Annotated in this window: 20 protein-coding genes; 8 read left to right on the plus strand and 12 right to left on the minus strand. The window is 54.6% G+C overall.

Going from position 1 to position 23,743, the window contains the following annotated elements:
- The first annotated feature begins 72 nt into the window (after window positions 1-72).
- Together dusA and QMZ18_RS18855 are read left to right on the plus strand one after the other, a co-directional pair.
- Window positions 73-1,047 (plus strand): tRNA dihydrouridine(20/20a) synthase DusA, encoded by a 975-nt coding sequence (gene dusA, locus QMZ18_RS18850; RefSeq protein ID WP_282607878.1) that lies wholly within the window; start codon window positions 73-75, stop codon window positions 1,045-1,047.
- Between the two features lie 252 nt (window positions 1,048-1,299).
- Window positions 1,300-2,769, plus strand: a complete 1,470-nt coding sequence (locus QMZ18_RS18855; protein ID WP_282607879.1) for a lipopolysaccharide biosynthesis protein — start codon at window positions 1,300-1,302, stop codon at window positions 2,767-2,769.
- Between the two features lie 45 nt (window positions 2,770-2,814).
- Here QMZ18_RS18855 and QMZ18_RS18860 read toward each other — a convergent pair whose 3' ends face one another.
- The 3 genes from QMZ18_RS18860 to QMZ18_RS18870 form a co-directional block, all read right to left on the minus strand.
- Window positions 2,815-4,008, minus strand: coding sequence for a DUF6395 domain-containing protein (locus tag QMZ18_RS18860; RefSeq protein ID WP_282607880.1), 1,194 nt, complete (start codon window positions 4,006-4,008; stop codon window positions 2,815-2,817).
- A 370-nt stretch (window positions 4,009-4,378) separates the two neighbouring features.
- The gene (locus tag QMZ18_RS18865; protein WP_282607881.1) at window positions 4,379-5,095 is read right to left on the minus strand and encodes a TylF/MycF/NovP-related O-methyltransferase; all 717 of its coding nucleotides are present in this window, start codon (window positions 5,093-5,095) and stop codon (window positions 4,379-4,381) included.
- 95 nt (window positions 5,096-5,190) lie between these two features.
- Window positions 5,191-6,147 (minus strand): polysaccharide pyruvyl transferase family protein, encoded by a 957-nt coding sequence (locus QMZ18_RS18870; RefSeq protein ID WP_282607882.1) that lies wholly within the window; start codon window positions 6,145-6,147, stop codon window positions 5,191-5,193.
- A 479-nt stretch (window positions 6,148-6,626) separates the two neighbouring features.
- Between QMZ18_RS18870 and QMZ18_RS18875 the strand changes: the two genes are divergently transcribed.
- Complete coding sequence (locus QMZ18_RS18875) at window positions 6,627-9,647, plus strand: PAS-domain containing protein (RefSeq protein ID WP_282607883.1); 3,021 nt, start codon at window positions 6,627-6,629, stop codon at window positions 9,645-9,647.
- A 60-nt stretch (window positions 9,648-9,707) separates the two neighbouring features.
- On the opposite strand, the gene QMZ18_RS18880 is transcribed toward QMZ18_RS18875, so the two are convergent.
- Window positions 9,708-11,240, minus strand: a complete 1,533-nt coding sequence (locus tag QMZ18_RS18880; RefSeq protein WP_282607884.1) for an alkaline phosphatase family protein — start codon at window positions 11,238-11,240, stop codon at window positions 9,708-9,710.
- 279 nt (window positions 11,241-11,519) lie between these two features.
- Here QMZ18_RS18880 and QMZ18_RS18885 point away from each other — a divergent pair, with 279 nt between their 5' ends.
- Both QMZ18_RS18885 and QMZ18_RS18890 read left to right on the plus strand, forming a co-directional pair.
- Entirely contained in the window at window positions 11,520-12,437 is a 918-nt protein-coding gene (locus tag QMZ18_RS18885) for a nuclear transport factor 2 family protein (protein ID WP_282607885.1), read from the plus strand.
- A 272-nt stretch (window positions 12,438-12,709) separates the two neighbouring features.
- Window positions 12,710-13,222, plus strand: a complete 513-nt coding sequence (locus QMZ18_RS18890) for a plastocyanin/azurin family copper-binding protein (protein WP_282607886.1) — start codon at window positions 12,710-12,712, stop codon at window positions 13,220-13,222.
- Between the two features lie 192 nt (window positions 13,223-13,414).
- Here QMZ18_RS18890 and QMZ18_RS18895 read toward each other — a convergent pair whose 3' ends face one another.
- The 3 genes from QMZ18_RS18895 to QMZ18_RS18905 form a co-directional block, all read right to left on the minus strand.
- Complete coding sequence (locus QMZ18_RS18895) at window positions 13,415-14,146, minus strand: hypothetical protein (protein ID WP_282607887.1); 732 nt, start codon at window positions 14,144-14,146, stop codon at window positions 13,415-13,417.
- A gap of 606 nt (window positions 14,147-14,752) precedes the next feature.
- Window positions 14,753-15,136, minus strand: coding sequence for a helix-turn-helix domain-containing protein (locus QMZ18_RS18900; RefSeq protein WP_282607888.1), 384 nt, complete (start codon window positions 15,134-15,136; stop codon window positions 14,753-14,755).
- A gap of 48 nt (window positions 15,137-15,184) precedes the next feature.
- Window positions 15,185-15,484: a helix-turn-helix domain-containing protein gene (locus QMZ18_RS18905; protein WP_282607889.1), complete on the minus strand. Its 300-nt coding sequence runs from the start codon at window positions 15,482-15,484 to the stop codon at window positions 15,185-15,187.
- Window positions 15,485-15,775: 291 nt separating this feature from the next.
- On the opposite strand from QMZ18_RS18905, the gene QMZ18_RS18910 reads away from it, so the two are divergent.
- Window positions 15,776-16,744: a halocarboxylic acid dehydrogenase DehI family protein gene (locus QMZ18_RS18910; RefSeq protein ID WP_282607890.1), complete on the plus strand. Its 969-nt coding sequence runs from the start codon at window positions 15,776-15,778 to the stop codon at window positions 16,742-16,744.
- Window positions 16,745-16,796: 52 nt separating this feature from the next.
- On the opposite strand, the gene QMZ18_RS18915 is transcribed toward QMZ18_RS18910, so the two are convergent.
- Both QMZ18_RS18915 and QMZ18_RS18920 read right to left on the minus strand, forming a co-directional pair.
- The gene (locus QMZ18_RS18915) at window positions 16,797-17,513 is read right to left on the minus strand and encodes an HAD family hydrolase (RefSeq protein WP_282607891.1); all 717 of its coding nucleotides are present in this window, start codon (window positions 17,511-17,513) and stop codon (window positions 16,797-16,799) included.
- Window positions 17,514-17,546: 33 nt separating this feature from the next.
- Complete coding sequence (locus QMZ18_RS18920; protein WP_282607892.1) at window positions 17,547-18,239, minus strand: DsbA family oxidoreductase; 693 nt, start codon at window positions 18,237-18,239, stop codon at window positions 17,547-17,549.
- Window positions 18,240-18,408: 169 nt separating this feature from the next.
- On the opposite strand from QMZ18_RS18920, the gene QMZ18_RS18925 reads away from it, so the two are divergent.
- Entirely contained in the window at window positions 18,409-18,978 is a 570-nt protein-coding gene (locus QMZ18_RS18925) for a hypothetical protein (protein ID WP_282607893.1), read from the plus strand.
- A gap of 211 nt (window positions 18,979-19,189) precedes the next feature.
- On the opposite strand, the gene QMZ18_RS18930 is transcribed toward QMZ18_RS18925, so the two are convergent.
- From QMZ18_RS18930 to QMZ18_RS18940, 3 genes are read right to left on the minus strand one after another with little or no spacing between them, the layout of a single operon-like run.
- Entirely contained in the window at window positions 19,190-20,491 is a 1,302-nt protein-coding gene (locus QMZ18_RS18930) for a 3-deoxy-D-manno-octulosonic acid transferase (protein ID WP_282607894.1), read from the minus strand.
- A 2-nt stretch (window positions 20,492-20,493) separates the two neighbouring features.
- Window positions 20,494-21,441, minus strand: coding sequence for an NAD-dependent epimerase/dehydratase family protein (locus QMZ18_RS18935; RefSeq protein WP_282607895.1), 948 nt, complete (start codon window positions 21,439-21,441; stop codon window positions 20,494-20,496).
- Window positions 21,442-21,446: 5 nt separating this feature from the next.
- Window positions 21,447-22,202 (minus strand): glycosyltransferase family 2 protein, encoded by a 756-nt coding sequence (locus tag QMZ18_RS18940; RefSeq protein ID WP_282607896.1) that lies wholly within the window; start codon window positions 22,200-22,202, stop codon window positions 21,447-21,449.
- A 389-nt stretch (window positions 22,203-22,591) separates the two neighbouring features.
- On the opposite strand from QMZ18_RS18940, the gene QMZ18_RS18945 reads away from it, so the two are divergent.
- Window positions 22,592-23,707: a glycosyltransferase gene (locus QMZ18_RS18945; RefSeq protein WP_282607897.1), complete on the plus strand. Its 1,116-nt coding sequence runs from the start codon at window positions 22,592-22,594 to the stop codon at window positions 23,705-23,707.
- The last annotated feature ends 36 nt before the right edge of the window (window positions 23,708-23,743 follow it).

Below are 23,743 nucleotides of genomic sequence, written 5' to 3' on the forward strand. Positions count from 1 at the left end.
TAATTTCAGGCGCGAATGTTCAAGCTTTTGTGTGTCGAAGGATGTTGTAAGTAGTTGATAGATATTGAGAAAATGTTTTCCGTTGCGCCCATGATGGATTGGACCGACCGGCATTGCCGGGTGTTCCATAGGCAATTGACACGCCGGACTTTGCTTTACAGCGAAATGGTCCCGGCCGGTGCGATTGTGCATGGCGACAGGGATCGTTTTCTGGCGTTTGATGCCAGCGAGCATCCTGTGGCGCTGCAAGTGGGGGGCTCGGATCCGGCGGATCTGGAGCTTTGTGCAAAGGTTGCGGCCGAATATGGCTACGACGAGATCAATCTCAATGTGGGGTGCCCGAGCGACCGGGTGCAGCGCGGCCGGTTCGGCGCCTGCTTAATGGCCGAGCCGGATCTGGTGGCCCGTTGTGTTGAAGCCATGAAGCGGGCTCCGATTGAGGTGAGCGTGAAAACCCGGATTGGGATCGACGAACGAGATTCCTATGAGGAACTCCAAGCCTTTGTCGAAGCTATTGCGGGCACCGGTTGCACGACCGTTATCGTCCATGCCCGCAAAGCTTGGTTAAGCGGCTTGAGTCCAAAGCAGAATCGCGAGGTTCCGCCGCTGCGCTACGATGTTGTCTATCGGCTGAAACGGGACAATCCGGACCTGACCATCGTCCTGAACGGCGGCGTACAGGATCTGGATCAATCTCTCACGCATCTGGAACAGGTCGATGGCGTCATGGTTGGACGCGCGGCTTATCAGTCGCCCTATATTCTGGCCGATGCGGACCAAACGATTTTTGGCGAAGATCGCCCAGTCGCCAGCCGCGCCGAGATCGTACTGGCACTTTTGCCCTATGCCGAGCAGCTGGCTTCTCAAGGCATCGCAATTAAGCATCTGACGCGGCACATCCTGGGGCTCTTCAACGGCGAGCCGGGCGCACGGCTTTGGCGGCGGTATCTGAGTGAGAACGCCCACCATTCCGGTGCCGGACCACAAGTTATTCTTAATGCGCTGGAGCGGGTCCACGCGGTCCAGGAAGGCCGTGCAGCAGCATGACCGGTCATTTTCGCGCTGGGAAGCACGGAGTTACTGGAAAATAATCGACTGGCACCGCAAGGACTATGTTAAGGAGACCTGTGCAAAGCTGAGCCTGGGGCTGATGTTTTTCAGGACCAAGTAGGGTTTTCTGCCGACGGCCGATATACCGTCAGTTAAGGGCGATTTTCAGGCTTACCGGTTCTACCGGCAGAGTTGCTTCGACGGCCTGACACGAGGGTAAGAGGTGCTGCAGGCACCGCGGGGATTTTTATGACCAGTGTCCGGATGTCATTACTGATTTCCCTGGCGGAGAAGTACTCCGTCACGGTCATCAATATCGGCTCCACCCTCATCATCGCGCGGCTGCTGTCGCCAGAAGAGATCGGGGTTTACTCAGTCGGTATGGCCTTTGTTGCCGTGGCCCATACTCTGCGTGATTTCGGAATTGGCAACTATCTGATCCAGGAAAAAGAACTGACGCAAGACCGGATCCGGACGGCTGCCGGCATCACACTGCTGCTGGCGTGGTCATTGGCGCTGTTGCTGGCGTTAGGTAGCGGCTGGATCGCAGACTTTTATAACAAGCCGGAAACACGCTCGGTGATGCTGATCCTGAGCCTTAGTTTTGTGGTGATTCCTTTTAGTTCGCCAACTCTGGCGCTGCTCAGGCGCAACATGTCTTTCAAAGCGCTCTATCAGATCAGGATTATCAGCGCGGTGATCCACTCCACGGTAGCCGTGGTTCTGGCCTGGCAGGGCTACAGTTTCGCGAGTCTCGCCTGGGCTTCGCTGGCCGGCGTGACGACGACGGCGATTATTGCCGCGCTCCACCGGCCTGGGCAGCGTATCATCTGGCCGAATTTTGTTGAGTGGCGCCGGGTTGCGTCGTTCGGCAGTAAGTCGAGCATTGAGGCCCTCATCACCGAGATCGGTCAAAACGCGGTAGACATCATTGCAGGACGCATGCTGGGCTTTACCGCTGTTGGTATCTTCAGCCGGGCCAAAGGCTTGGTTTCAATGTTCGAACGCGAGTTTACCAATGCGGTGATTCAGGTCGCCTTTCCGGCCTTTGCGTCCGGGCATCGCGCAGGGTTGGACCTCAAGGCTCCCTATCTCAAGGCAATCGGCACTCTGACGGTTTTTGCCTGGCCCTTTTACGCGTTTCTTGCGCTGATGGCCTATCCGATTATCCGGATCATGTTCGGTGATCAGTGGGATGCGGCTGTCCCGCTGGTCCAAATCCTCGCAGTTGGCGGCATGATAACGGCCCTTTGGTCGTTGGCCGGTCAGGTTCTGCTTGGAATGGGCAAGATCGATCAGCTTTTAAAGGCGCGCGTCATCACTTTGACGGTTCGGGTCATCTGTATTGTCTGGGCGGCCAATTACAGCATCGCGCATGTTGCAGCGAGCCAGGTTGTTTATTTTGTCCTGGGATACTTTGTCTTTTTCCAGTTCCTCAAACCGCTTCTCAAGTTCAGTCATACGGACATGATCTTAGCGACCTGGAAAAGCCTGCTGGTGACTCTGTCGAGTTCTATCGTTCCAGCCTTTGCGCTCTTCTATATGCAGCCTGGCCCTGGCAACCTTTGGATGCCATTGCTGGTTGGTTCCTTTGGAATGGGCGTGGGCTGGCTCGCCGGGATCTACGGTTTCAATCACAGCTTTAGTGATGAAATAACCAATGCTGTGCGGCTTGCAATCGAACGCATGAGAGGTGGCACCCAAGGCTCTTCAAACTGACCTGTATTTGGCTGAGGTCAGTTGCCGAGTGCGCCGGAATCTGCGCTACGAATGCGCGAGAAGCTGTTTGGCGTTCTTTCGAATCTTATCAAACAACAGCTGCCAATCACCATTGAGAATCAAGCGGAACCCATTTCGGAGCTTCGGCTTAACGATCTGTGCCGTATCCCGGTACGGGCGTTTGATTTTGTACAGGAACACGGCCCTTTCAATCGCATCGAGCCAAGCGCCTTTTCTGCCTTTCTCCTTTGCGTATCGGATGACCGATTCCATCTCCATACAGTGAACGTTACTGCGGAAACGGACGCCCTTGATTTGATCGACTTTCAGAGGTGTGTCGAAACAAGGCGGGTTTTCTGAGCCAACCGCAAGAAAATTGAGGCGTGTGCGGATACACTTTTCGCAGGAGCCGCAATTTTTATGGGTTTCCTTGCCTTCCCAGCAAACCTTGACGACACGCTCTGCCGTCGCATGCCGGGCAATTTCCTCCACTTTCTGGGTGCGGCTGTAGCCCGCACCGTCATGTACGACCCTAAAGCCGTCACCGGAGAGCAGATAATCAGTCGCCGGGTTTGAACCCCAGGGCAGCAGAAGGGCGTCGTAGGGTTCAGAGCTGCCGGCCAATCCAAAGCCAAATTCGTGGGCGTAGTTGTGCATGCAACAGGCCAACTGCGAAAGGAAACTGTCTTCCCAAATCTGAAGGTCGACTTCTTTCAGGTTGGTTCTGATAATCCGAACATCGACCCCTAACTCGTCGAGCAGGGGGGTCGTCCGTTCGACCAGTGCATCAAGCTGGCTGCTGTTGTTCAGTGGGACATCGAAGCCGTGGACCATCAGAACCGATTTCTTCAGACCGTAGGAGCCGGTTCCCAATCGATCGCCAGTGTGTCTGAGAAGCGTAAAGGTCGAATCGACGCCCCCCGAAAAGGCTGCGATTGCATCATTTTTCAACGGCAGATGCGTTTGCTCAACGGATCGTTCCGGAATTATTTTTATTTTTCTGTAAAGCGGCTGTTTCCAGAGGCGCCAAGCCTCCTGAAATTCATTCAAATTGCGCAGCGCACTCACGCTCATCGCGCCATGAACGTGGATATCCTGCTCTGTGCGCATGGCGTAAAATAAAATACCCATGACAAAGCCGTCGAGCACCACCGGTTCCGGGACATTCTTTTGAGATACCAGATCGAAGAAGATTTCGACGTCGGATCTTTCCGGATCCGTCAGGTTCTCAAGACGCATTGTCCGCCTTGTACCGTCATCTGTGGTTTGTTGTGTTACCTGTAAATCCATCTGACAATCTATCTCAAACACAAAGGCTGGTATTTGCCTGCACTTGTTCGTTCAACTGATGTCTGGGCAATTGCTCGCCACTTTATAGAGCTTTCCCAATACAACATCTATGTACTTGATTTGCGAAGTATGCAGCATTCCCGAACTTTAAAGATACTAAGAAAATCCGTCTTTGGGCCAAGTGGAACAATGTTGCTGATTTACCGTCTTCTCGGTCGATCGATTTTAGCTTTATCAAAGTGACCAAAGCGTAAAACATCTATCAGACCAGCATCTTTTCCAGCTCTTGCGGCTTCCCGGAAACTGCCACAGCAATTCATTAAATCTTGCGGATGACTGCGTGCGGTTCATGCCGGTCGAGTTTGAGCGATTGGTCCGACGCTAGAACCTCGTTCGCTGCTTCGCGGCATCCGCCATAATCATTGTAGTCGTCGAGAATAATGACGCCCCTCCGGCTCAAAACCGGGGATACAGTCTCGACGCAAAATTTAACCGGATCGTACCAATCACAGTCGATGTGTGCGAGGCTGATGCGGTCGGACGCACCAAACTTGACCGTGTCCTCAAACAGGCCTTTTTCCAAGCTAATTTTTTTGCCGTCTACAAGAAGGTCAAAGTCGCGAAAATTTTGGACGACCCTGTCGTAGAGATTTTCCTCATAGCCATAGTAAAGATCGCCGCCTATTCCGCTTGATTCGCCACTCTTGATGATTTCGTAGCGCGCATGCGTATCTTCACCATCCCGCTCGGACGGCGGCGGAATCATGTCGAAAACATCGAAGCCTAAAAATCTCTTCTCTTCGGCGCGATGAGCAAGGTAAATCGCGGATCCCCCAAGAGCGACCCCGAATTCCGCGAACTCTCCAGCGACATTCTCTTGCTGAATCCGACAAATTTCCTTTTCAAGAGAAATGAATTTGTCGGCGGAAAGATATGTCAGGTTACAGCTCTTAATCTTACTCGCCAATGGCGGCAAAGGCTTGGGAGGGTCGCGATGCGTCAGCTTTCCCAGTATCTTTTTGCCTATTGAAAACATTGCTTTTTTCCTGTCCAACGTGGAATCGATGCTCAACAAACTCTATTGATTCATTATGGGCGAAGGCCGGTCCTTCATGACTTGGCAGCGTGCCGTCACTGCTTCTTCATTTTGGAAGCGGTATCGCGCAGCCACAGGCTTTCGTACCGCGAGAGTTTTCCATAATTGTTGTCGATGTAATTCACGCTCTTACCAAGCAGGCAACCCAGGATCATTGCGTGAAGGCGGTCTGTCTCGATCGTTTCGTATGCACTGAAGGTCTTAATACTTTTCGCGATAATACGGTTTTTTCTGAAGTTCCAGACATCGACGATCCGATTACGCATCACGAAGGACGGACAGCGCTCAATAGCCGCGAAGAGATGCTGGCTTATCGAGCGGTCGAGAGGATGGGTGATGTCTACCCAATCTATGCTCTGTCCGTTTTTTTCTTGCGATTCTGCTGCTTCTACGTCCTTGCGTAGAAACAGCAGTTTTTGTTGCCCGTCATAGTGGGGGTGCACGCCCTTCTTGGACTTCCACAAGGCATGCGCCATATCCGGACATAGCTCGCAACGGATCCCTCCAAGCTGCTGGATATAGTCATAGGACTCCTGATCTCTGACAAACATCATGAAGTTTTCATGATTTTGATAGGATTTCATCAATTCTTTGCCGCGTTCGCTGTCGAAAAAGAATACAGATTGCGGAAACAGAATGATTTTATTTTGCGGAAAACGTTTAAGTACATCCTGACGGAGGTTTTCGTGCCATTTGTAAATATCATTTACATTGCCGCCGCCATGAAGAAGTAGGATGTCAGATGGGCGTATTTTGTGTCTATATCTTTGATAGTCAAGGGCAGACAAACGCAATGAGGGGTGAATATTTTGGCTTTCCAAAAATGTCTCGGTTCCCCAATCAATCAATTGATCTCCGATATTCAGGTGCATTGGTAAGTCTAAACGAACAACGCGAGAGGATTTTGGGATTTCTTCAGTAATTATATTTAATTTATCCTTCAGGCCGTACATTATTTTTTCGTGAGTCCTGATAACTTCAGGCGAAAACATTCAAGTGTCCTTCCACGGATGGAATATATCTCTGCAAAATTCTTCTATCACTAACGTTAGTGAACGTGCCTTGCAATCGATTTGAGACCTGACGCCCGTACTTTCTAAGCGCCGTCGTCACAGGCTTTTGATGACGGAAGTGGTGTCAGTGTACACCTGTGCTGATTTGCAACGGCTCACCAGTTTATTTCGGCGCATAGCTGACGCACTCATCCTTTTTGGTGTGTTTGGATAAAGGGAAGATTAACTCAGAGGTGAGAAACTGCGGGTAGTGATTTTAGTCGGCGGTTCAAGAAGCCCGCATATCGGGCCGACACGCTGAGTATCTTTTTCAAAGGCATAGCGCACGGCAACGACCCTTGGGCACGGTGGCATACGGAGAGCCTGGTTTTCGCTTTCATTGGTTCGGCGGAGAGCGATGAGAATTTTGTGATTGGTTGATCCCAGTTGTGTCCGAAGGTTTTGGGGCGAAGTAGTTAATGTTTGACGTTACGACGCTTGTCGGCCGGAAACGGTACCTGATGGCTATGATCTTTGTCGCTGTTGCGATGCTTGCCGTATTTGCGGTGGCTGAACGGCAGCTGGCCGAAATCAATGACCACACTGCAAAAGCGCATGATCTGCAGCTTGTGCTGCTTCGCGCTGAAAACCTCTCTGATGACGCCGCCACTTACGCAACAGCCAACACCGGACTGCTCCAGTTCCACCGGGCTGTAGCAAGCTTCGAGACGCTTTTAGCTTCTCATGAGCTTGACGCAGCATTGGCGGACCAAGTGCACGGCTTGCGGACTGTATTTAAGCATCATGCAACGACTTTGACTCAAAGCGATGGTGATCCGGTAAAGCGCCACCGGCAGGCGAAACGGCTGGAGAGTTTTCTGAATAGCGATCTGATACCGTTACTCAGACGTGCGGCGGACGAGGAGTCTTCGCCGCAAAATCATGCTGTCAGCAGCTTCCGGATTTTAGGCGTGGCTGTTCTCGCCACCGGGCTGCTCGCCGTTATTGCCATGGTTCTTGCAAGCTTGAAGTCCAGTGGGCCGGCGGCACGGAGCAAATCCGACGGCGAATTGACTAAGGTATCCGGTGGTAGGGCGCACATCGATGACGTTCTGGTTTCAATGGACCAAGGGATTGTTGCCTGGGATGCCGATTGTGTAGTCGAGATCTTCAATGACCGGGTTGTCGAACTCCTGGATCTGCCGTCAGATTTCATGCGCACGGGTCTCACGCTCGAAGAACAGATCGAGCACGCGCGTGCACGGGGCGATTATGGTAATGCCAGCGACCAGGACATTGCTTCGATTATCGAACAGCACAGAAATCAGACCGAATCCATTGTGGATCGTGTGTTGTCGACCGGACGTGCAATTCGCGTGAACATCCGGCGGCGTTCTGGCGGAGGAATGGTCGCAACCTATACAGACATTACAGAACTCCGCAAACAGACCGAACGGGTCCGCCGTCAGAAGGCCGTGGTTGAAACCATTTTGGAAAATCTCGATCAGGGCGTGTCCCTGATGGATGACGATCTCAATATGGTCGCCTTCAATCAGAAGTACCTGGAACTCTTCGGTATTCCCAGTGACGCCGTCCAACAAGGCGATCCGTTGCGGAAGTTCTGCGGCATCTATGCGGACCTTGGGCACTATGGTGAAGGTGATCGTGAGGAACAAATCCAAAAACGCCTCGAAACGGCACGGGTCCACAAGAATGAGACCCAGCGCAGGCACCTGACCAACGGGCGCTCCGTCGACATCTATAAAGCGCCCTTGCCGACGGGAGGCGTTGTCACTGCCTATCGGGACGTAACCGAACGCCTGCGCTACGAACGGGAACTGGAAGAAGCGCGCGACAAAGCAGAAGCCGCGTCCCGATCGAAGAGCGAATTCCTGGCCAACATGAGCCATGAAATCAGAACCCCGATGAACGGTGTCCTCGGGATGGCAGAACTACTGGCCGATACAAAGCTCGACGAGCATCAGTCCAGCTACGTCAAGATCATCTCCGATTCCGGTTCTGCGCTGCTGACCATCATCAACGACATTCTCGATTTCTCGAAGATCGAGGCCGGCAAGCTAGAACTCGATCCGGAGCCCTTCAATCTGCGCTCGGCGATGGAGGATGTCGCGATCCTGATGTCGAACCGTGCGGTGGAAAAGGGATTGGAACTGATTGTGCGTTTCAATCCCGACATTCCCGACAATGTCGTTGGTGATGCCGGTCGCATTCGTCAGATCGTGACCAATCTTGTCGGCAATGCGGTCAAATTCACCAGGGAAGGCTACATCCTGGTCGACGTTGACGGGACGCTGAAGGATGGCCGGATCGCGCTGAAGATTTCAGTCGAGGACACAGGGATCGGCCTCAGCGACAGCGAGCTCAACCGGATCTTCGACAAGTTTGAACAGGCCGATAATACCACAACCCGGCAATATGGTGGAACCGGGCTAGGGCTGGCGATTTCAAAACAACTGGTCGAGTTGATGGAGGGCGACATCGGTGTGACCTCGCGGCGGAACGTGGGCGCAAATTTCTGGTTCACCATTGATCTTCCCGTCGATCCTCAAAGCGTCAGGAAGAATGTCGTCGTCCCGGACTTGCGTGGTTTGAAACTGCTGATCGTCGACGACATTGAAGTGAATCGCAAAATTCTGGTTGAGCAAGCGGAAAGCTGGGGGATGCTCGCTGATTGTGCAGAGTCGGCGGCCGATGCGCTTGAGGCTTTGAAACCACAAGCTCAATCGCTGTCGAATACGCAGGGGCGTCAGTACGACCTCGTGATTCTGGATTACCATATGCCAAGCATGGATGGCGAAGAGCTGGCACGCCGGATCAGAGACGATCCGGCAACCAGGGACATTGCACTTATTATGTTGAGTTCAGTTGATGGAAAGGGCGACGCACGACGGTTTCGCAAGATCGGCGTTGCGGCGACTCTCGTCAAACCGGCCCGTTCGTCGCTGATGCTCGATACCATTGCGACCGTACTGTCGCAAAAATCTGACGTTAACGCTGTTTCCGAGGACGTCGGAGCACGCAGCACAGAGGCTGCGCCAAAGGTGGGCAATAAAGAGGCCATGGCACAAGCTGCGACTTTCCGTCTGATCCTGGTGGAAGACAACGAGATCAATCGTTACGTGGTCATGCAGATGCTGGAGCGGTCGCCCTACGCCTTGAAGATTGCCGCGAACGGCAAGGAAGCAGTTGAATTATACGAACGCGAGGGCGCGGATCTGATCCTGATGGACGTTTCCATGCCGCAGATGGATGGTTACGAAGCGACCAATGCCATCCGTCAAATAGAGCGCCGAAGAGATTTGATGCGCACGCCGATCGTCGGCCTGACCGCCCACACAATGAAGGGCGACCGCGAACGCTGTCTGGAAGCCGGGATGGACGATTATCTTCCCAAGCCGGTTCAACAGACCGACTTGAAGAAGGTACTGGCAAGTTGGCTGGACTCTCACGCGAGTGAACCGGCGACCAAGACCGGTTAAATCATCTTCCACTGCTCCATCCTGAAACGCTGAGTTATCCAGTCATTTTGACCGCCATTATCAGAGAGTCCCGCGCAGACCGTCCGGCGTCAGCGCCAGGCCAGTAAGGGTGCGGTCGAGATGCCGAGCGCGCCAGTTGAGCAGTTTCTCTGCATAGCTCACGCGGGTGAGGAGATAGCTGGAATCCTCCGCGACATTGTTCAGCTCTCCGGGGTCGGCGGCGAGGTCAAACAGCAGTGGCGGTAGTCCGGCGAAATGGACGTACTTGAAGGAGTCGTCGCGGATGACAGACATATTGCAGGCGTCCAGTTCCAAATCGAATGCCGACTGGGCCGCGCCGCTGACAACGTCGCGGAAGTCGTATTCCCAATGAACTTCCTGCCGCCAATTGGGTGCCTCCGTACCTTCGAGGAAGGCTTTCAGCGAGCGGCCGTCCATCGACCGCGGGACCTTTGCACCGAGACAGTCCAGGATGGTGGGCGTGACGTCGACGGCTTCGCTAAAGGCTTCGATTTGCATACCCTTCGTTCGGGAACCAGCTATGGCCGCTTCGGGATGCCGGATGATCAGAGGAATGTGATTGCTTTGATCGAAATAGCCCAGCTTGCCGAAGAGGTGATGGTCGCCGGCCATCTCCCCATGGTCGGTGGTCAGGACGATCAGTGTGTTGTCGTATTGGCCGCTCGCCTTAAGGTGTGCCACGATCCGCCCGATCTGTGCATCGATTTCCGAAATCAATCCATAGTAGCTGGCGCGGATTTGCCGCCGGGCATCGTCGTCCCAGTCTTTCGCCAGGCCGTCCGCGCCATAGACGAAGTGCGACTTGCGTTGGCTGTCAAAGGTATAGGTAAGGAAGGGGTGGCTCGAGCTTTCTTCCTCCAGTGACGCCGCCCGAACGAAATCCGGCACCGAATCCGGACTGTACATCCTGTTATAGGGGGCCGGGGCGATGAAGGGTGGATGCGGGCGGAGGAAGCTGACATGCGCGAACCAGGGCGCAGCACCCATCTCGTCGCTATAGTCCAGGAAACGCTCGGTGAGAAAGGCGGCTTCGGACAATTCGGCCGGATAGCGTGCGGCCGCGTTCGTTGGCGGGTCGGCAGGCCCCTCCTCCGGCAGGTAGACATCGAGACCCTGCTCCGGCACGTTCACGCCATTCCTGCGTAGCCAGCTCAGCCAAGGCTTAGAGGCCTCATCCAATCCCTGGCGTTGGCTAAAGCCCGGCAGCACACCTTCGTAGCTCAGCAAGCGCGGGTCGTTGGCATCGCAACTGCGCGGGTCGACACTGCTGTCGGTATAGCCGAACAGCACCGGGTCGTAGCTGAGCCGGCGAACGGCCTTTGCGATATTATCGTGCCGGTCGTCCAGTGGGGTGCCGTTGCCGCAGACCCGGTGGTTCATCTGGTAAAGCCCGGTCAGCAGAGACGCGCGGGCAGGCGAGCAGGGAGTAGCCTGTCCAAAATGCTTGCGAAATAAAACACCGTCGGCGGCAAGGCTGTCGATTGCAGGCGTTTTAAGTAGGGGGTGGCCAACTGCGCCGAGGCAGTCGCCCCGCCACTGATCGGCCGTTATCAAAAGAACGTTCATTGCCATCGCTGTAGAGGACTCCATCGACAGGTGCGTAAAACTAAGCGGCGCGAGTTTGGCGAAGATTGCCCACTCTTTCCACTCTGAAATGGAGGCTATTCAACCTTTGGCTGGCAAAGACCCGCCAATATCAGGCAGGAGGATCCTGAGTCGTGTAATGCCGGCATTCGAGTCGAGTATAACCGACCGCGTGTCATGCCTTTTTAGCGGGAAATACCATTGTATGTTACCCGAAAGGGTGGTTTCTGCTATAGTGGAAAGGAGCCAAACGAAGGAGGGACAAAAATGTCGTCGGATCCCGGGTTGCTTGACACCATGAGGTCAGCCTATGCGGCCTACGATACCGGTGATGCCGGTCCTCTCCTTGCGCTGTTCTCTGAGGAAGGCGTCATCCGCTTTACGGCACCGGAGAGCTTTCTGCATTTTGCTGGCCCGAGCTACGGACCAGAGGGCGCGCGCAATGCTCTGATCGCGATCTCGGAAATGTTCGAATGGAAGACTTATAACGTCTACGAATTGGTCGTCGACGGAAACTCGGTCTTTGCCATCACTGGCGGCTTGTTACGCCACAAGGAAAGCGATCAGGAGACCGAGGTCCAGCTGGGTGATCTGATCCGCTTCGAGGGTGGCAAAATTGTCGAATTCATCGAGTTCTTCGATTCGGCTGGCCTGCGGGCCTGGATGAACCGCGCAGGTACACCTTCCTGCGCGGAACTCAGGGTCGGGGAAGCAGCCTCCGCTGCCGGCATTTCCCCTCTCAATCAGACAGCTGCTGAAGCACTGGATCAGCCGTCGACACGTGCCACAGAGAACAAGGCTTTGCTGTCGCGATGCTATGACGCCTACGCCCGCTGCGATCCTGCACCTCTGGCGAGTCTCTTCGACGGTGATGCGAGCTACAATACTGTGGCCCGCTGCGAAGATTTCGCCTTCGCAGGTCCCTGTTATGGACGAGGTAACGTGCTCGACAACATTGCCCGCATCCACGCTGATTATGATTTGGAAAAGTACGAGATCAACCGCATGATTGCTCAAGACGACTTGGTTGCGGTTCACGCCGACGTTGGCTTTCGCTACAAATCCACTGGTAACTTGGTCGCGGTGGACAAGGTCGATCTTTTCCGTATGCGCGACGGCAAGATCATCGAGTTCAATGAATTCTTCGATACTGCGTCGGCATATGATACCCGAGAAGGGGCGTGACCGGTTCGAGCCTCAATCAATTTAAGGCGATGCTCACTTGTGCGAGGGCCTTGACGCGAATTTGATGGAGCAGTTCGCCCTCCCCGTATGCTTGTACGTCGTATGATTGTTGGGAATGCATTAGGAAAAGATAAACTAATTCCACCTAGCTTCACGGGTCTGAAATTTTCCGGATAGATAGTACGATTGCAATGTAACGCAACTAAAAAGAGCTCGACCGGTTTGCAGCCGTTAGACGCTCGAAGGGTCTCATCTCGGATATGGGAAGTGTAGTGAAGCCAAAAATCTCGAAGTTCAGCTTGTGCCTGTTGCTGTTTGGAGGCGGATGCGCCTGGGAACAGAAGGAGCCGCGAGAGCATGTTGTCTCGATCGTGTCGGATCTCAACAGTATGAGCATGTCCTTTGAGCCGCGTAGCCTGCATATCGAACCAGGGGATACGGTCACTTGGATAAATGCAGCGGATGTTACTCATAATATGATCACTTATCCGGATGGATTTCCCAAAGGTGCTGATGGTTTCGAGAGCGATTATCTGTTAGTGGCAGGTGAACGCTGGTCCTATAGGTTTCAGGATGAAGGAACTTATGAGTATCACTGCCTGCCTCATATCTTGATGAAGATGGAAGGCACCGTTGTCGTTGGAAAAGCGTCGGGCGAATCAGATTTTCATGATCCAAGCAATGGTGAAATTGCCCGTTACCGCGAGCAGCTGGCCGAGTACTTCGACGAAGACGAAGGGGTTAGCTATCGCCCACGTCTTGAGCGTTTGACGCAGTCGGAATAGCTCTCGGGCCGGCCAGGACAAGCCCGGTCCTGCCGTAGCACAGAGATTGATGGCCTTTCTTTAAATCAGCGATAACTGTAAAGCATACTCGTAATCGTACGGTTAGAGTGCAATCGCTCTTGTTCTCGCATATCAAAAACGATCGCACTCTATAGGCCCCTGCGGTGTCACAAACTTCGCAAGAGATGAGAATCAGCAGTCGCAACTGACCCAGCCCTGGCAGAGTCTGGGGGCATTTGGTGCGCTTGAATCGCAGGTACAGGGTTTTCCTTTGCCTGAGCCCTTGCACACGCCTTCGCAGAGTGTAATCCGCTTGCGGAAGAAGCCCTTCCAGTACCAGTCGGAATTACAACTCGCCAATATAAAGCCCGTTGTGTTGGCGACAACATCTCCGGAAAAATCGTCATAAGCGGACTTGACGACCAGTGCCGCAGGAACGGCTTTTGACCAGCTCAAGGCCCCACCTTCTTGCATTGAGGCGCCCAGGCTAAGGGTGCCGGTCATGCGTCCAGCACCACCACAACCACATCCCAGGTGATTTGCCATTTCCGCGACCTCCGTAAAGGACTTCGTTGTCGAGGAGATGCGAAGAGCCGCCGCCGCCATTGGTCCATCGCCGAGTTGCGTCTGAAGATCGAATGCGGCTTTCGATACGGCATCTTCATCAACGACGGACGCCGATACACAGGCGGCTGGCGCCGGATGCTGACCGTCGATAACGATACGGCCAATCGGTGTAATGCCACCGGCATAGATGTCGTCGCAGCGAATGATTTGTGCCGGAAGCTCCATGGAAAAGAGAGTATCGGGGTTCTTGGGTGTGTCTTGCTTAAGAAACCGGAGCGGGGAGGCCGGGTAGGGGGAACCTGGGCGGCGTTCGACCAGCGTTCCTGCGATTCCAATCGAATACTTTGAGGTCGCCATCACAATCTCCTTGATAAATATTCAATCCAATTTACCGCCGTGTTGCACATCGATTGGCGGCTGTAAAAAGAGATACGGCTGACCAGATGTGATTAGATGCATACATATGAAAAAAGTTTCAAAAGACGTGTTTTTTTAAGGGCTGGAGTATTGTGGATTCGCTATCGGAGTAAAATAATTAAATAATATGTCCCTATAATTGATACATTGATTGCCGGTCGACTGATCATGCTGCTTCGATGTGAAATTCACGAAGGAAGAGGAGGGGGCAAATTCGAGCTGCGCCTATCCGCGAAACAAACCAAGCCAGTTTTGCACTTGATTGCGCAGGTGAACGCATTGGGTATGCAGAAATGGCAAACCCAATGACGACGCTTGTTGGTCGGTGAAGTATTGCGGGGTTGAAATGTTTTACCGCTGAGCGGAGCAAATTCCCTTAAGGCGCGCCTTGCACGACGTAGGATAAAGTGTCGGCGGAAATTGCTATGAGCCGAGAGTCTCTTTATCGGTCAGTTGCGGCACTTGGTTTGTTGAGGCCTGACCGTTTTTCGCTGGATTGGAAAAGCGGTCAGGCTTTAGCCCGCCAAATCAGCGATGTGTCGCGTTCTATTCGTTTTCGACCTTCTCCAGCGAGCGGATGAGGCCGAGGACGCTGCGTTTGATATTGCCGGAAGGAATGGCATTGAACTGCCTGACAAGCCGCATCGATTCAGCGGCATCGATTTGACCTTCCTGACTCTGCCCCTGCTTGGTTGCGCCGGTTTCATAATCGGCAAAGAAGTAAGCGATGTTTGTATCGAGCACTTCGGCTAACTGATACAAACGGCCTGCGGTGATGCGATTGGTGCCGTGCTCGTATTTCTGAAGTTGCTGGAAGGAAATTCCTAGCAGACCAGCGACCTGTTGCTGCGTCTTGCCGCATTCCATGCGCCGCGACCGGATCCTGCTCGCCACATGGGCTGTGATCGTTTCTTCATTATTCGATGTCATTTGCACTTCCCTGTTCCCTGATTTTATTGCCCCGGCGCCCTTAGATGTTTATCCGGCGGCTGCGTGATTTGGTTCGTTGGTCTGGTTGAGATCTACGCGGGTGTGCTGCTGGAATTCATTGTAACCCTCGAAGAAAGATCTTAAGGACACGCCGAAGACCTGACAGGCTTCGAAGAGCTGCAGAGCCTCCAATCGCACCAGACCTGCCTCTGCCCGCTCGATTACGTCGACGGTCAAGCGAAGGTGACGCGCCAGATTTTCGCGGGTCACATCCGTGCGCTCGCGGTGTTGCCTGAGTCGCTGAGCGACGAAGTTGTTGAGTACCTGGTTGTTAAATTCGTTCTTCATGACCGTCACTCTCCTGCCGAGAGCTCCCTCAATCTGATTGTCACGCCTAACCGCCGAGTTTCGCGAGGTTCACTGCGGCCGAGACCGCCATCATGACAAGAGTCATCGCAAACTCGCGCGCCAAATACAATTCGGGGAAACTACTTATGAGCGTGGTGCTTTCGGTCGGTTGGGGGTGAGATTGCAGCGATTCGGGCGTTATGAGAGACAAAGACGCGGGGCAGGGTGCGTGAGAGCGTGCCAAGGTTGCTCTCTGCTGAGTTGAGTGCAAGGCGTGCGTGACAGGGAACGATGCGCCGGCGTCGCGTCATTTGTTCCTTGCGCAATGGACTTGCCCGCATTCATCGCTATCCTGCGGGCATGATAGATCTCGCTCGTAAAAAGCCTAATCCGATCCCAGCGATTCATCCTTTGCCGGAATATCTGGCGCGAGGGCCACGCAAGGCCGTTTATGAAGATACCAAAGCCGTGCTGCAGGTGCCCTGGATGGGCGTTGTGACTATGGCTTTTTCCCATTATCCCACGTTTTATGATTGCCTCTGGTCGGGCGTGCGCCCGCTTTGCCAGAACCGCGCGTTTTTAGAGGCCTGCAAGGGGTTGCGCACCTTTACCGAACAACAGGTCGCGAATTTCGATCTTAACGGCCTGAGAGGCGCGTTAGGTACGCGAGGCTTTGCAGAGCAGGAATGCGCAGATATTGGGGACGTGATCGAGGTTTTTGCGGTCGGCAATTTCCCCTATCTACTGATCGCGACCATCGCGCGTCTTCTGCTGCAGGATGGGACGCTGTCCGGGGTACCAACAGTCGTTGCGGCCAATATTGAAGAAAGAGGCGGAGCGGCCGTGCAGCGTCTGGTTTTAATGGAGCGGCACCACGCGGATGCACAGACCATCGAGGTCTACGACGATATCCAAACAACCTTGGGGCTGCCCTTCGTTAACACCGACTATCGTGCTCTGGCTCGCTGGCCAAGTTATTTCGCGCTAGCCTGGGCGGACCTGAAAAGCGTGATTGTTACGCCGGACTACGAGCCGCGTGTTGAATCAGTTCACCAGGAAGCCGTCAAGCTGGTGCATTCCTTACCTAACCTCGGAGGGCTCGACACCGCAAAGCTTAAAGCCGCGGCGTTGAACGATGCGCCTGATGGCGAAGTCGAAGCCGTAGTCCAGCTATTTCAGTGGCTGTTGCCCGGATTGGTGACCAATGTCGCCTGCTTCCAACAGCAGTTGGATGGTTCCACGTCGCAATCTCGAGTCTGATCGTTTTTCACTGTATTAAAGAAAATCGTGAATCAGCCTCTGCCTCAATTGGTTAGAGCTCGGCAGCCAGTGCCGGGAAATCATTGACCACCAGATCGTAATCGGCGGGATTGTATGGGTGGAGCTCGCGTGGATCTTCCGGGCCCCATTCCTTTGGACGCTGGACCAGCGCGGTTCTGAAGCCGACTTGGCGTGCGGCATCCAGGTCGAAGGGATGGCAGGCAACCATGCAGCAATCCTGCGGATCGAGTTGAAGGAATGCGGCCGCTTTGCGGTAGGCCTCAGGCAGTAACTTGTATACACCGAAACCTTCGCAGGACAGCACGGCATCCCAGCTCAAGCCATTACGTTTGGCGGTGTCGATCACCAGACGGTAGCTTAGGATTGTGAAGGAGACCGTGATGTAGTTTGTCCGCAGTTTTGGCAGGACTTCTGGGAAATCAGGCCAGCATTGGAAACTGTGCGGTGCCTCCCAGGCTATGGCGTGCCGGTCGTTTTCGTCAAAAACGTCGAGCCCCTCATCTGCCAGGACGGCATCGAGTGAGAAACGATGTGCCTGATCGAAATTGTAAGCGGGTGGCTCATGGTCACCCAGATTCAGCATGGCACCGAGAGACCGGCGCCGCAGGTCATTGGCCAGTGCCGGCCAGTCGCGTTTAATGCCATGCCGCGCGCCTGCTGCGGCGAGGGCATCGCGAAAGCCGGAATGCCAGTCGAGAACCGTTCCGCCGGTATCGAAGGTGAGGGCTTTGACGTTTTTCAGGCTCATATGACTGGCACCGGGAAATTCATTGGGTAAACCTTACGCAGCCTGACCTTCGGTGAGCTGCCGGAGGATTGTGACGTAGTTATCTGTACCCTGCGCTCCGACTACCAGATGACGCTCGTTGAAGACCATGGCCGGGACACCCTGGATGCCGCGCGATGTCCAGAAAACTTCCTCATTGCGGACTTTCTCCGCATAGCGGCCTTCGGTTAGGGCGTTAAGAGCTTCATTCCTGTCGAGCCCGATCTCCGCCGCGGCATCAGCCAGGATCTCCGGATCGCTGACATTCCGGCGATGAGTGAAAAAGGTGCTGAAGAGCTCCATCTTGAGATCGTGCTGGCGCCCCTGTGTGCCGGCCCAATAGAGTATCTGGTGCGCGCGGAAGGTATTATACATCCGCATGTCGTCGGCATAGTTAAAGCTGAAACCGAGATCGGCCCCCAGGGCCGTCAGGCGCGCCCGTGCCTTGACGCTGTCTTCGGGCGAAGTGCCGTACTTGCTGGCGATATGATCGCGGAGATTTTCACCTTCTTCAGCCATATCCGGATTTAACTCGAATGGATGCCAGAAGATCTGGATAGAGACGCCGGTTACACCCATGGCCTGTTCGAACTGCTTGAACCCAATCAGGCACCATGGGCAGACCACGTCGGAGACAATGCCGAGGCGCAGGCCAATGGCTTCGTCTTGATTTACGGGGTGCGGCGAGTTTGTTTGATGATTGGGCATCGGACTTCCTTTGCGAGGTATTTGCTCACTTAGGCGAAACGGTAACCCAGAAAAGGGGTTGCGCCCAGGGTTGCTGTCAGCGTTCACCGTTTTCTGATATTCTGAGGTTGGTTCGAAGCGTTGCGGAATTTTACGTTAAGTCTGCACGCGGAAGATGGAGGATGGGGGCGTGAAGAAAGCGGGTGGCAAGGCGAAGCAGGTGCTGCTGGTTGTCATTCCTTCACTGATTGCTTTTTTTCTGCCAGGGCTCTCGGCACAGGCCTGTGGTCCGGCCGTGGTCATCGAATTCCTTGAAGGGGCGCCCGAGGACAGCTTCGAGATCCGCAACGTCAGTGCCGGAAGTTGGAGCTTGACGTCATTGAAGATCCAACTTGCCGGATCGAAAGGAGACTTGGTCTTCGATACTGCGCCCGGCGGTGAGGGCGTTTCGGTTTTTCAGCCTTTCCAGGCGCGCGCGTCCGATGTGCGCTTGATCGAGGCGCCGGTCGTGCATGACGGCGCACGGGTTCTTGATCTGGAATTTGCAGCCTTTTGGTCCGGCAAGAACTTTGACTTTACCATTGACCTGGACGACCGGCTGCCGGTTTCCGAATACGGTCAAACCCAGGTCAGTGGTGCGGAAATCGAAGGGGCGATAGTCATTGCCGCCTTTGTTGATAAGGACGGCGTGCACTCGGTGCAGAAGGGCGCATTTGGATCGGACGCCCGTGCCGTGCTCAATGGCGGGACCTGTGCCTGAAGGACAGATTCTCCCAATAGATCGCATGGGTCAAAATCCTTAGAAACCTATTTATCTGTTTGGTTGGGTTCTCTTGTGAGGTTGGACCCTTCGATGCCGTTCTCAAAAGGTCGTTACAAATACCCACCAGGCGAGACGCTGGTATAGGTCGAAGATTGTTGTGACGAGAAAATACATCTTCCGGCTATTTTTCCATGAGCGCGATCGGACTCTACGACTGCCTCAGACGGTCGAAAGCCGGATTTAGTTGCGCCACGATCCGGTCCAAGACCTCTCCTTGGGTATCGGCGAACGCACGTGCTGCAGCGCTCATCTCGTCGTATTTGTCTGGATTCTTCAACAGCTTACCAACGGCGACCCCGAGGTCGCCGGGGCGTTCCCTGATGCGCTTGACCGCGCCGGTGGCGATCATGTCTTCGACGATGCGCACAAAATTGCCGGTATGAGGACCACAGAGGAGGGCGCAGCCGAGCCGGGCGGCTTCGATCGGGTTTTGACCGCCCTTGGGAATCAGAGTTCCACCCATCATGGCAATCCGGTTCAGACGGAACCAGACCCCTAACTCGCCCAGGGTATCCGCGAGATAGATCTCGGTTTCGGGGTTGAGCGGTTCCCTTGTGCTTCGTTGGGCGACGTTCATATCCTGCGCGCGGAGTTCTTCAGCAAGATCCGGACCGCGCTCCGGGTGACGGGGCACAATCATGGTGAGTAGGCCTGGATGTGCCGGCGCAATCAGACGGTGAGCCTGCGCGGCCAGGATTTCCTCGCCCGGATGGCTGGAATACAACAGCCAGCGCGGTCGCTCGCCCAGATTGGCCTGGAACTGTTCGAGCAGCGTGGGGTCGGCAGTCAGCGCAGGGGCCGCGAATTTCAGGTTGCCTGGCATGCTGCAAGCCTCGAAACCAAGAGCCTGAAAGTGATGTTGATCCTCCGGCGATTGGGCCTGAATGCCTTCGAAGCTCTCCAACAGCGCTCGAAACACAGGGCCTGAGCGTTTCCACCCTTTGAAGGATTTCGGCGACATGCGGCCGTTGATCAGGTGCAACGGCAGTTTCCGTCTCTTTGCTTCAAGCAACAGGTTCGGCCAGAACTCGGATTCAATCATCAGACCCAATTGAGGTTGCCAATGATTGAAAAAGCCGCGAACGGCATTCGGCGTATCAATTGGGGCGAACTGGTGTATGACGCTATCGGGCAGGAGCTCGGCCATCATTTGGGCGGAGGTGACAGTGCCGGTGGTGACCAGAATCGCGAGATCCGGTCGTTCTTCCCGGAGGCGTGAGATCAGCGGCAATGCAGAGACCGACTCTCCAACGCTGGAACCATGTATCCAGACGAGATTGCCGTTCGGGCGCGCCTGACCCGCTTGCCCAAAACGCTCGCCGAAGCGTTCGCTATCCTCCTTGCCGCGGGCCTTGCGCTTTTCCATGTGCCGCGCGATTAGCGGTGCAGCCAGGAAACCGAATGCTCGGTAAAGCCCGAAGGCTGCACTTGCTATGGGAGATGCTGACATCTTCAGTTCTCCCCTGCGCTGATGCCTGAGTTAAAGCTGGCAGTCAGACCCGCCCTCAGATCCCAAGGCGGTGACCAGTCGAGTTCCTCCATCATAGCGGACGTGCTGAGTTCGAGAGATCCGGTGAGACGTTCAATGGTTGCACTGCGGCCGGTCATCTTACCGGCGAGGCTTAGCAACCAGACAGGGCAGGGCCAGAGGCGGGCTGGCTGTCCCAGTACCGCAGCCAGTTCCCGGATCAGATCCGGCGTCGAGATGCTGGGGCCATCCGCCACTTCTAAACAGCGTTGACTTTGATCGGGCCGGTCCAGACAGCGCTGGATCGCATCGCAGAGATTGCCGATGTAAAGGAACGCACGGCCGTTTTTTATTGAGGCCAGCGGTAAGGGCACGCCACGCTGGATAGCTTTCACAAGCAGCGCAAAGTTACCAGGCGCATCCGGGCCGTAGATCAGGGGCGGGCGTAGAAAAGTGAATGCCGTCTCACTCTCGGTGGCGATGCCGGTGAGCACTTTCTCACCTTCCAGCTTACTCTGTTGATAAGGTGTGGCCAGGCCATCGTTTTCAGCAATTCTTGCACCAATGGAACTGAGAAAGATGAAATGCCTGACGCCTGCAGTTACCGCTTGCCGAGCGAGATTTTCGGTGCCGGTGACATTAATCCGCCGGAAGACCTCAAACGGATTTGGCTCTGTTTCGTCTAGCACATGGACGCGCGCGGCGCAGTGAACGACGGCGTCGACCGCGTGGAGCGCTTCCTGCCAGTCGGTGCTGCCGCCGATTTCTCCGACCACGACGCGGTCGGGTTCCGATGTTGTGACTCCCGTACGGACCGCAGCCCGGACGTTCCAACCCTGCCGCGACAGATAATCACAGAGGTTCCGGCCCACAAAGCCGTTGGCGCCTGTCACCAGCACACGCTTTGATCCTGATCTTTTGTGCGCAGCCATGGTATTCAGAACACCCTGCGTTTTAACAGCGCATGCCCCGCGTAGTGCAAAAGGCACCAGGCGGCATAGGGCAACGAGAGTTTCTCGATATCCCGGTAGATGCGCCAGACCCAGTAGGCCGAGCGGGCGGGCGGGCTGGAAATCGAGCCGACCACGGAACGATAACGTGCCAGGTCTTCCTGCAGGCAAAGCGCGTTGTGTCCCTGGCGCAACAGCGACAGCCAAAGAATGTAGTCGTGGGCCCTGAAGCCGGCTTCGTTGATCCGGATCGGTCCGGTTTTCGCCGTGTCGACCATCGAAGTCAGGTTGGGGATCGCGGCGTTCTTCAAGGCTTGGCGATAGGTCTGGCTGGCGGGCGCTTCGATGACTCGGCCTAGCGTTTTTCCATCCTCGGAAACCCGCCGGTACCAGGTATAGGAGACGGCGCAATCCTTGATGTTCATAAAATTTGTTTGATGCTCCAGCTTTTCCTGCAGCCAGAGATCATCACTGTCGAGAAACGCGATAAAGCGCCCACCGGCCCGCTGCAGCGCGGCATTGCGTGTGGCCGCCGGGCCGCTGTTTTTGTCCTGCTTTACAAGGACGATGCGCGGATCTTTGCTGGCGAAGCGTGACACGATTTCGCAGGTGTCGTCCTGTGAACAATCGTCGGCAATGATCATCTCCCAGTCCTGCAGGCTTTGCGCCTGCACGGATGCGATGGTTTCGCCGATGAAGCGCGCGGCGTTGTAGGCGGGCGTTATTACGGAAACAAGGGGCACTGTGGTGCGAACCTTACGATGCGACGCGGGATAAGGGAGCGCCTAGAGACGGCATGTCAGAATGGTAACGCGGTTAAGTGATAAACCGGAATGCCTTCTCAATATTTGTCAACCAAGCACCGCCAGCTCTACACCCAACGTGGATGGCTTCGCAGGACGTTCTAGCTTTCTTGAGTTTTGCGATCAAGCATCGTAACCCTTCGGTTCGATCGCATATCTGGAAGTCCGGCGGCTGTAAAGCAGATAGGGTTTAGAAGCGGGTCCATCGTGTTTATCTGCATAAGATCCGTGCATTGGTGAAACATGGAGCGGCGGCGTGCTTGCATCTGGCCGCTAGAAGAGGTAACGAGCGCGAAGAAACTAATGCGTTATGATCAGGCGGCGTATCGATGATCTCTCCAGGCGATAGAAAGCCAGTCTCCATTCTTTTTGTTTTGCCGAACTTCCGAATGGGCGGTGCTGAGCGGGTGATTTTGACCCTTTTGTCACTGCTCGACCGACATCGATTTGCGCCGGAACTTGTTGTTTTTGATGGAAAGGGAGAGTTCGCAGATTTATTGCCAAAGGACATAATGCTGCACGATTTGGGCGCGACTCGCCTGAGATCGGCGCTTTGGCCTTTACTGTGTGTGATCAGGAAGCGTCGCCCTGATCTGATCTTTTCGTCGCACAGTTACGTTAACCTTGCATTGCTGGCGAGCCGGGTTGCGTTACCGAAGCTTACCAGGGTAGTTGTTCGGGAACCAAGCACTCCATCAAAAAGCCTGCCCGATACCAACTACGGCCGCTTTTTGAGTTTGGGTTATCATGCTTTGTTCCGGCGCGCAGATACCGTAATTTGTTTGAATCGTGAAGTTGAACGCGATCTTTCATCAGGCTACGGCGTCGATTTAAGTCGGCTAGTGCTGTTGCCTAATCCTGTTGCTGTCGCGTCGTTGAGACAGTCGGCTGCAAATTTGTCTCACGACGAGAGTCCGGGGCGGCGCCTGGTTGCAGCCGGGCGCCTTTCACACGCTAAGGGTTTCGATACTTTATTAGGTGCCTTGTCGGCGACGTCTGAAGATGTGTTTCTAACAATCTATGGAGACGGCCCGGAAGAAAGCGCATTGCGAAGCCTGTGCCGCAAGCTTGGGTTGGACAAGCGTGTTCGATTTGCCGGCTTTGAAAAACACTTGGCACCAGCTCTAGCTGGTGCAGATGCAGTGATTGTACCCTCCCGTTGGGAAGGGTTTCCCAACATTGTGCTTGAGTCTCTTGCGTGCGGCACGCCGGTCATTTCGACGCGCGACGCCGGCGGGGTCATCGAGTTGTCGAATGAAATCTCCAGTGATGCCCTGACGCTTGTATCTTCGGAACAGGAGCTTGCTGAAGAAATTGACAAGGTGAAGGAGAGTAAATCAAGAGAGCTCCGGCCGAATTTGCTACCGCCGCGGTTTGAAGACAAAAATGTAGCAAAGCTTTTTGCGGACACGTTGGAAAAGGCTGTGTTTGGCGCTGATTCATAAAGTTAGAAGGCGATTAAGATTATGAGACCTTTTCCG

Source organism: Pelagibius sp. Alg239-R121, assembly GCF_947331435.1.
Taxonomy (GTDB): Bacteria; Pseudomonadota; Alphaproteobacteria; order Kiloniellales; family Kiloniellaceae; genus Denitrobaculum.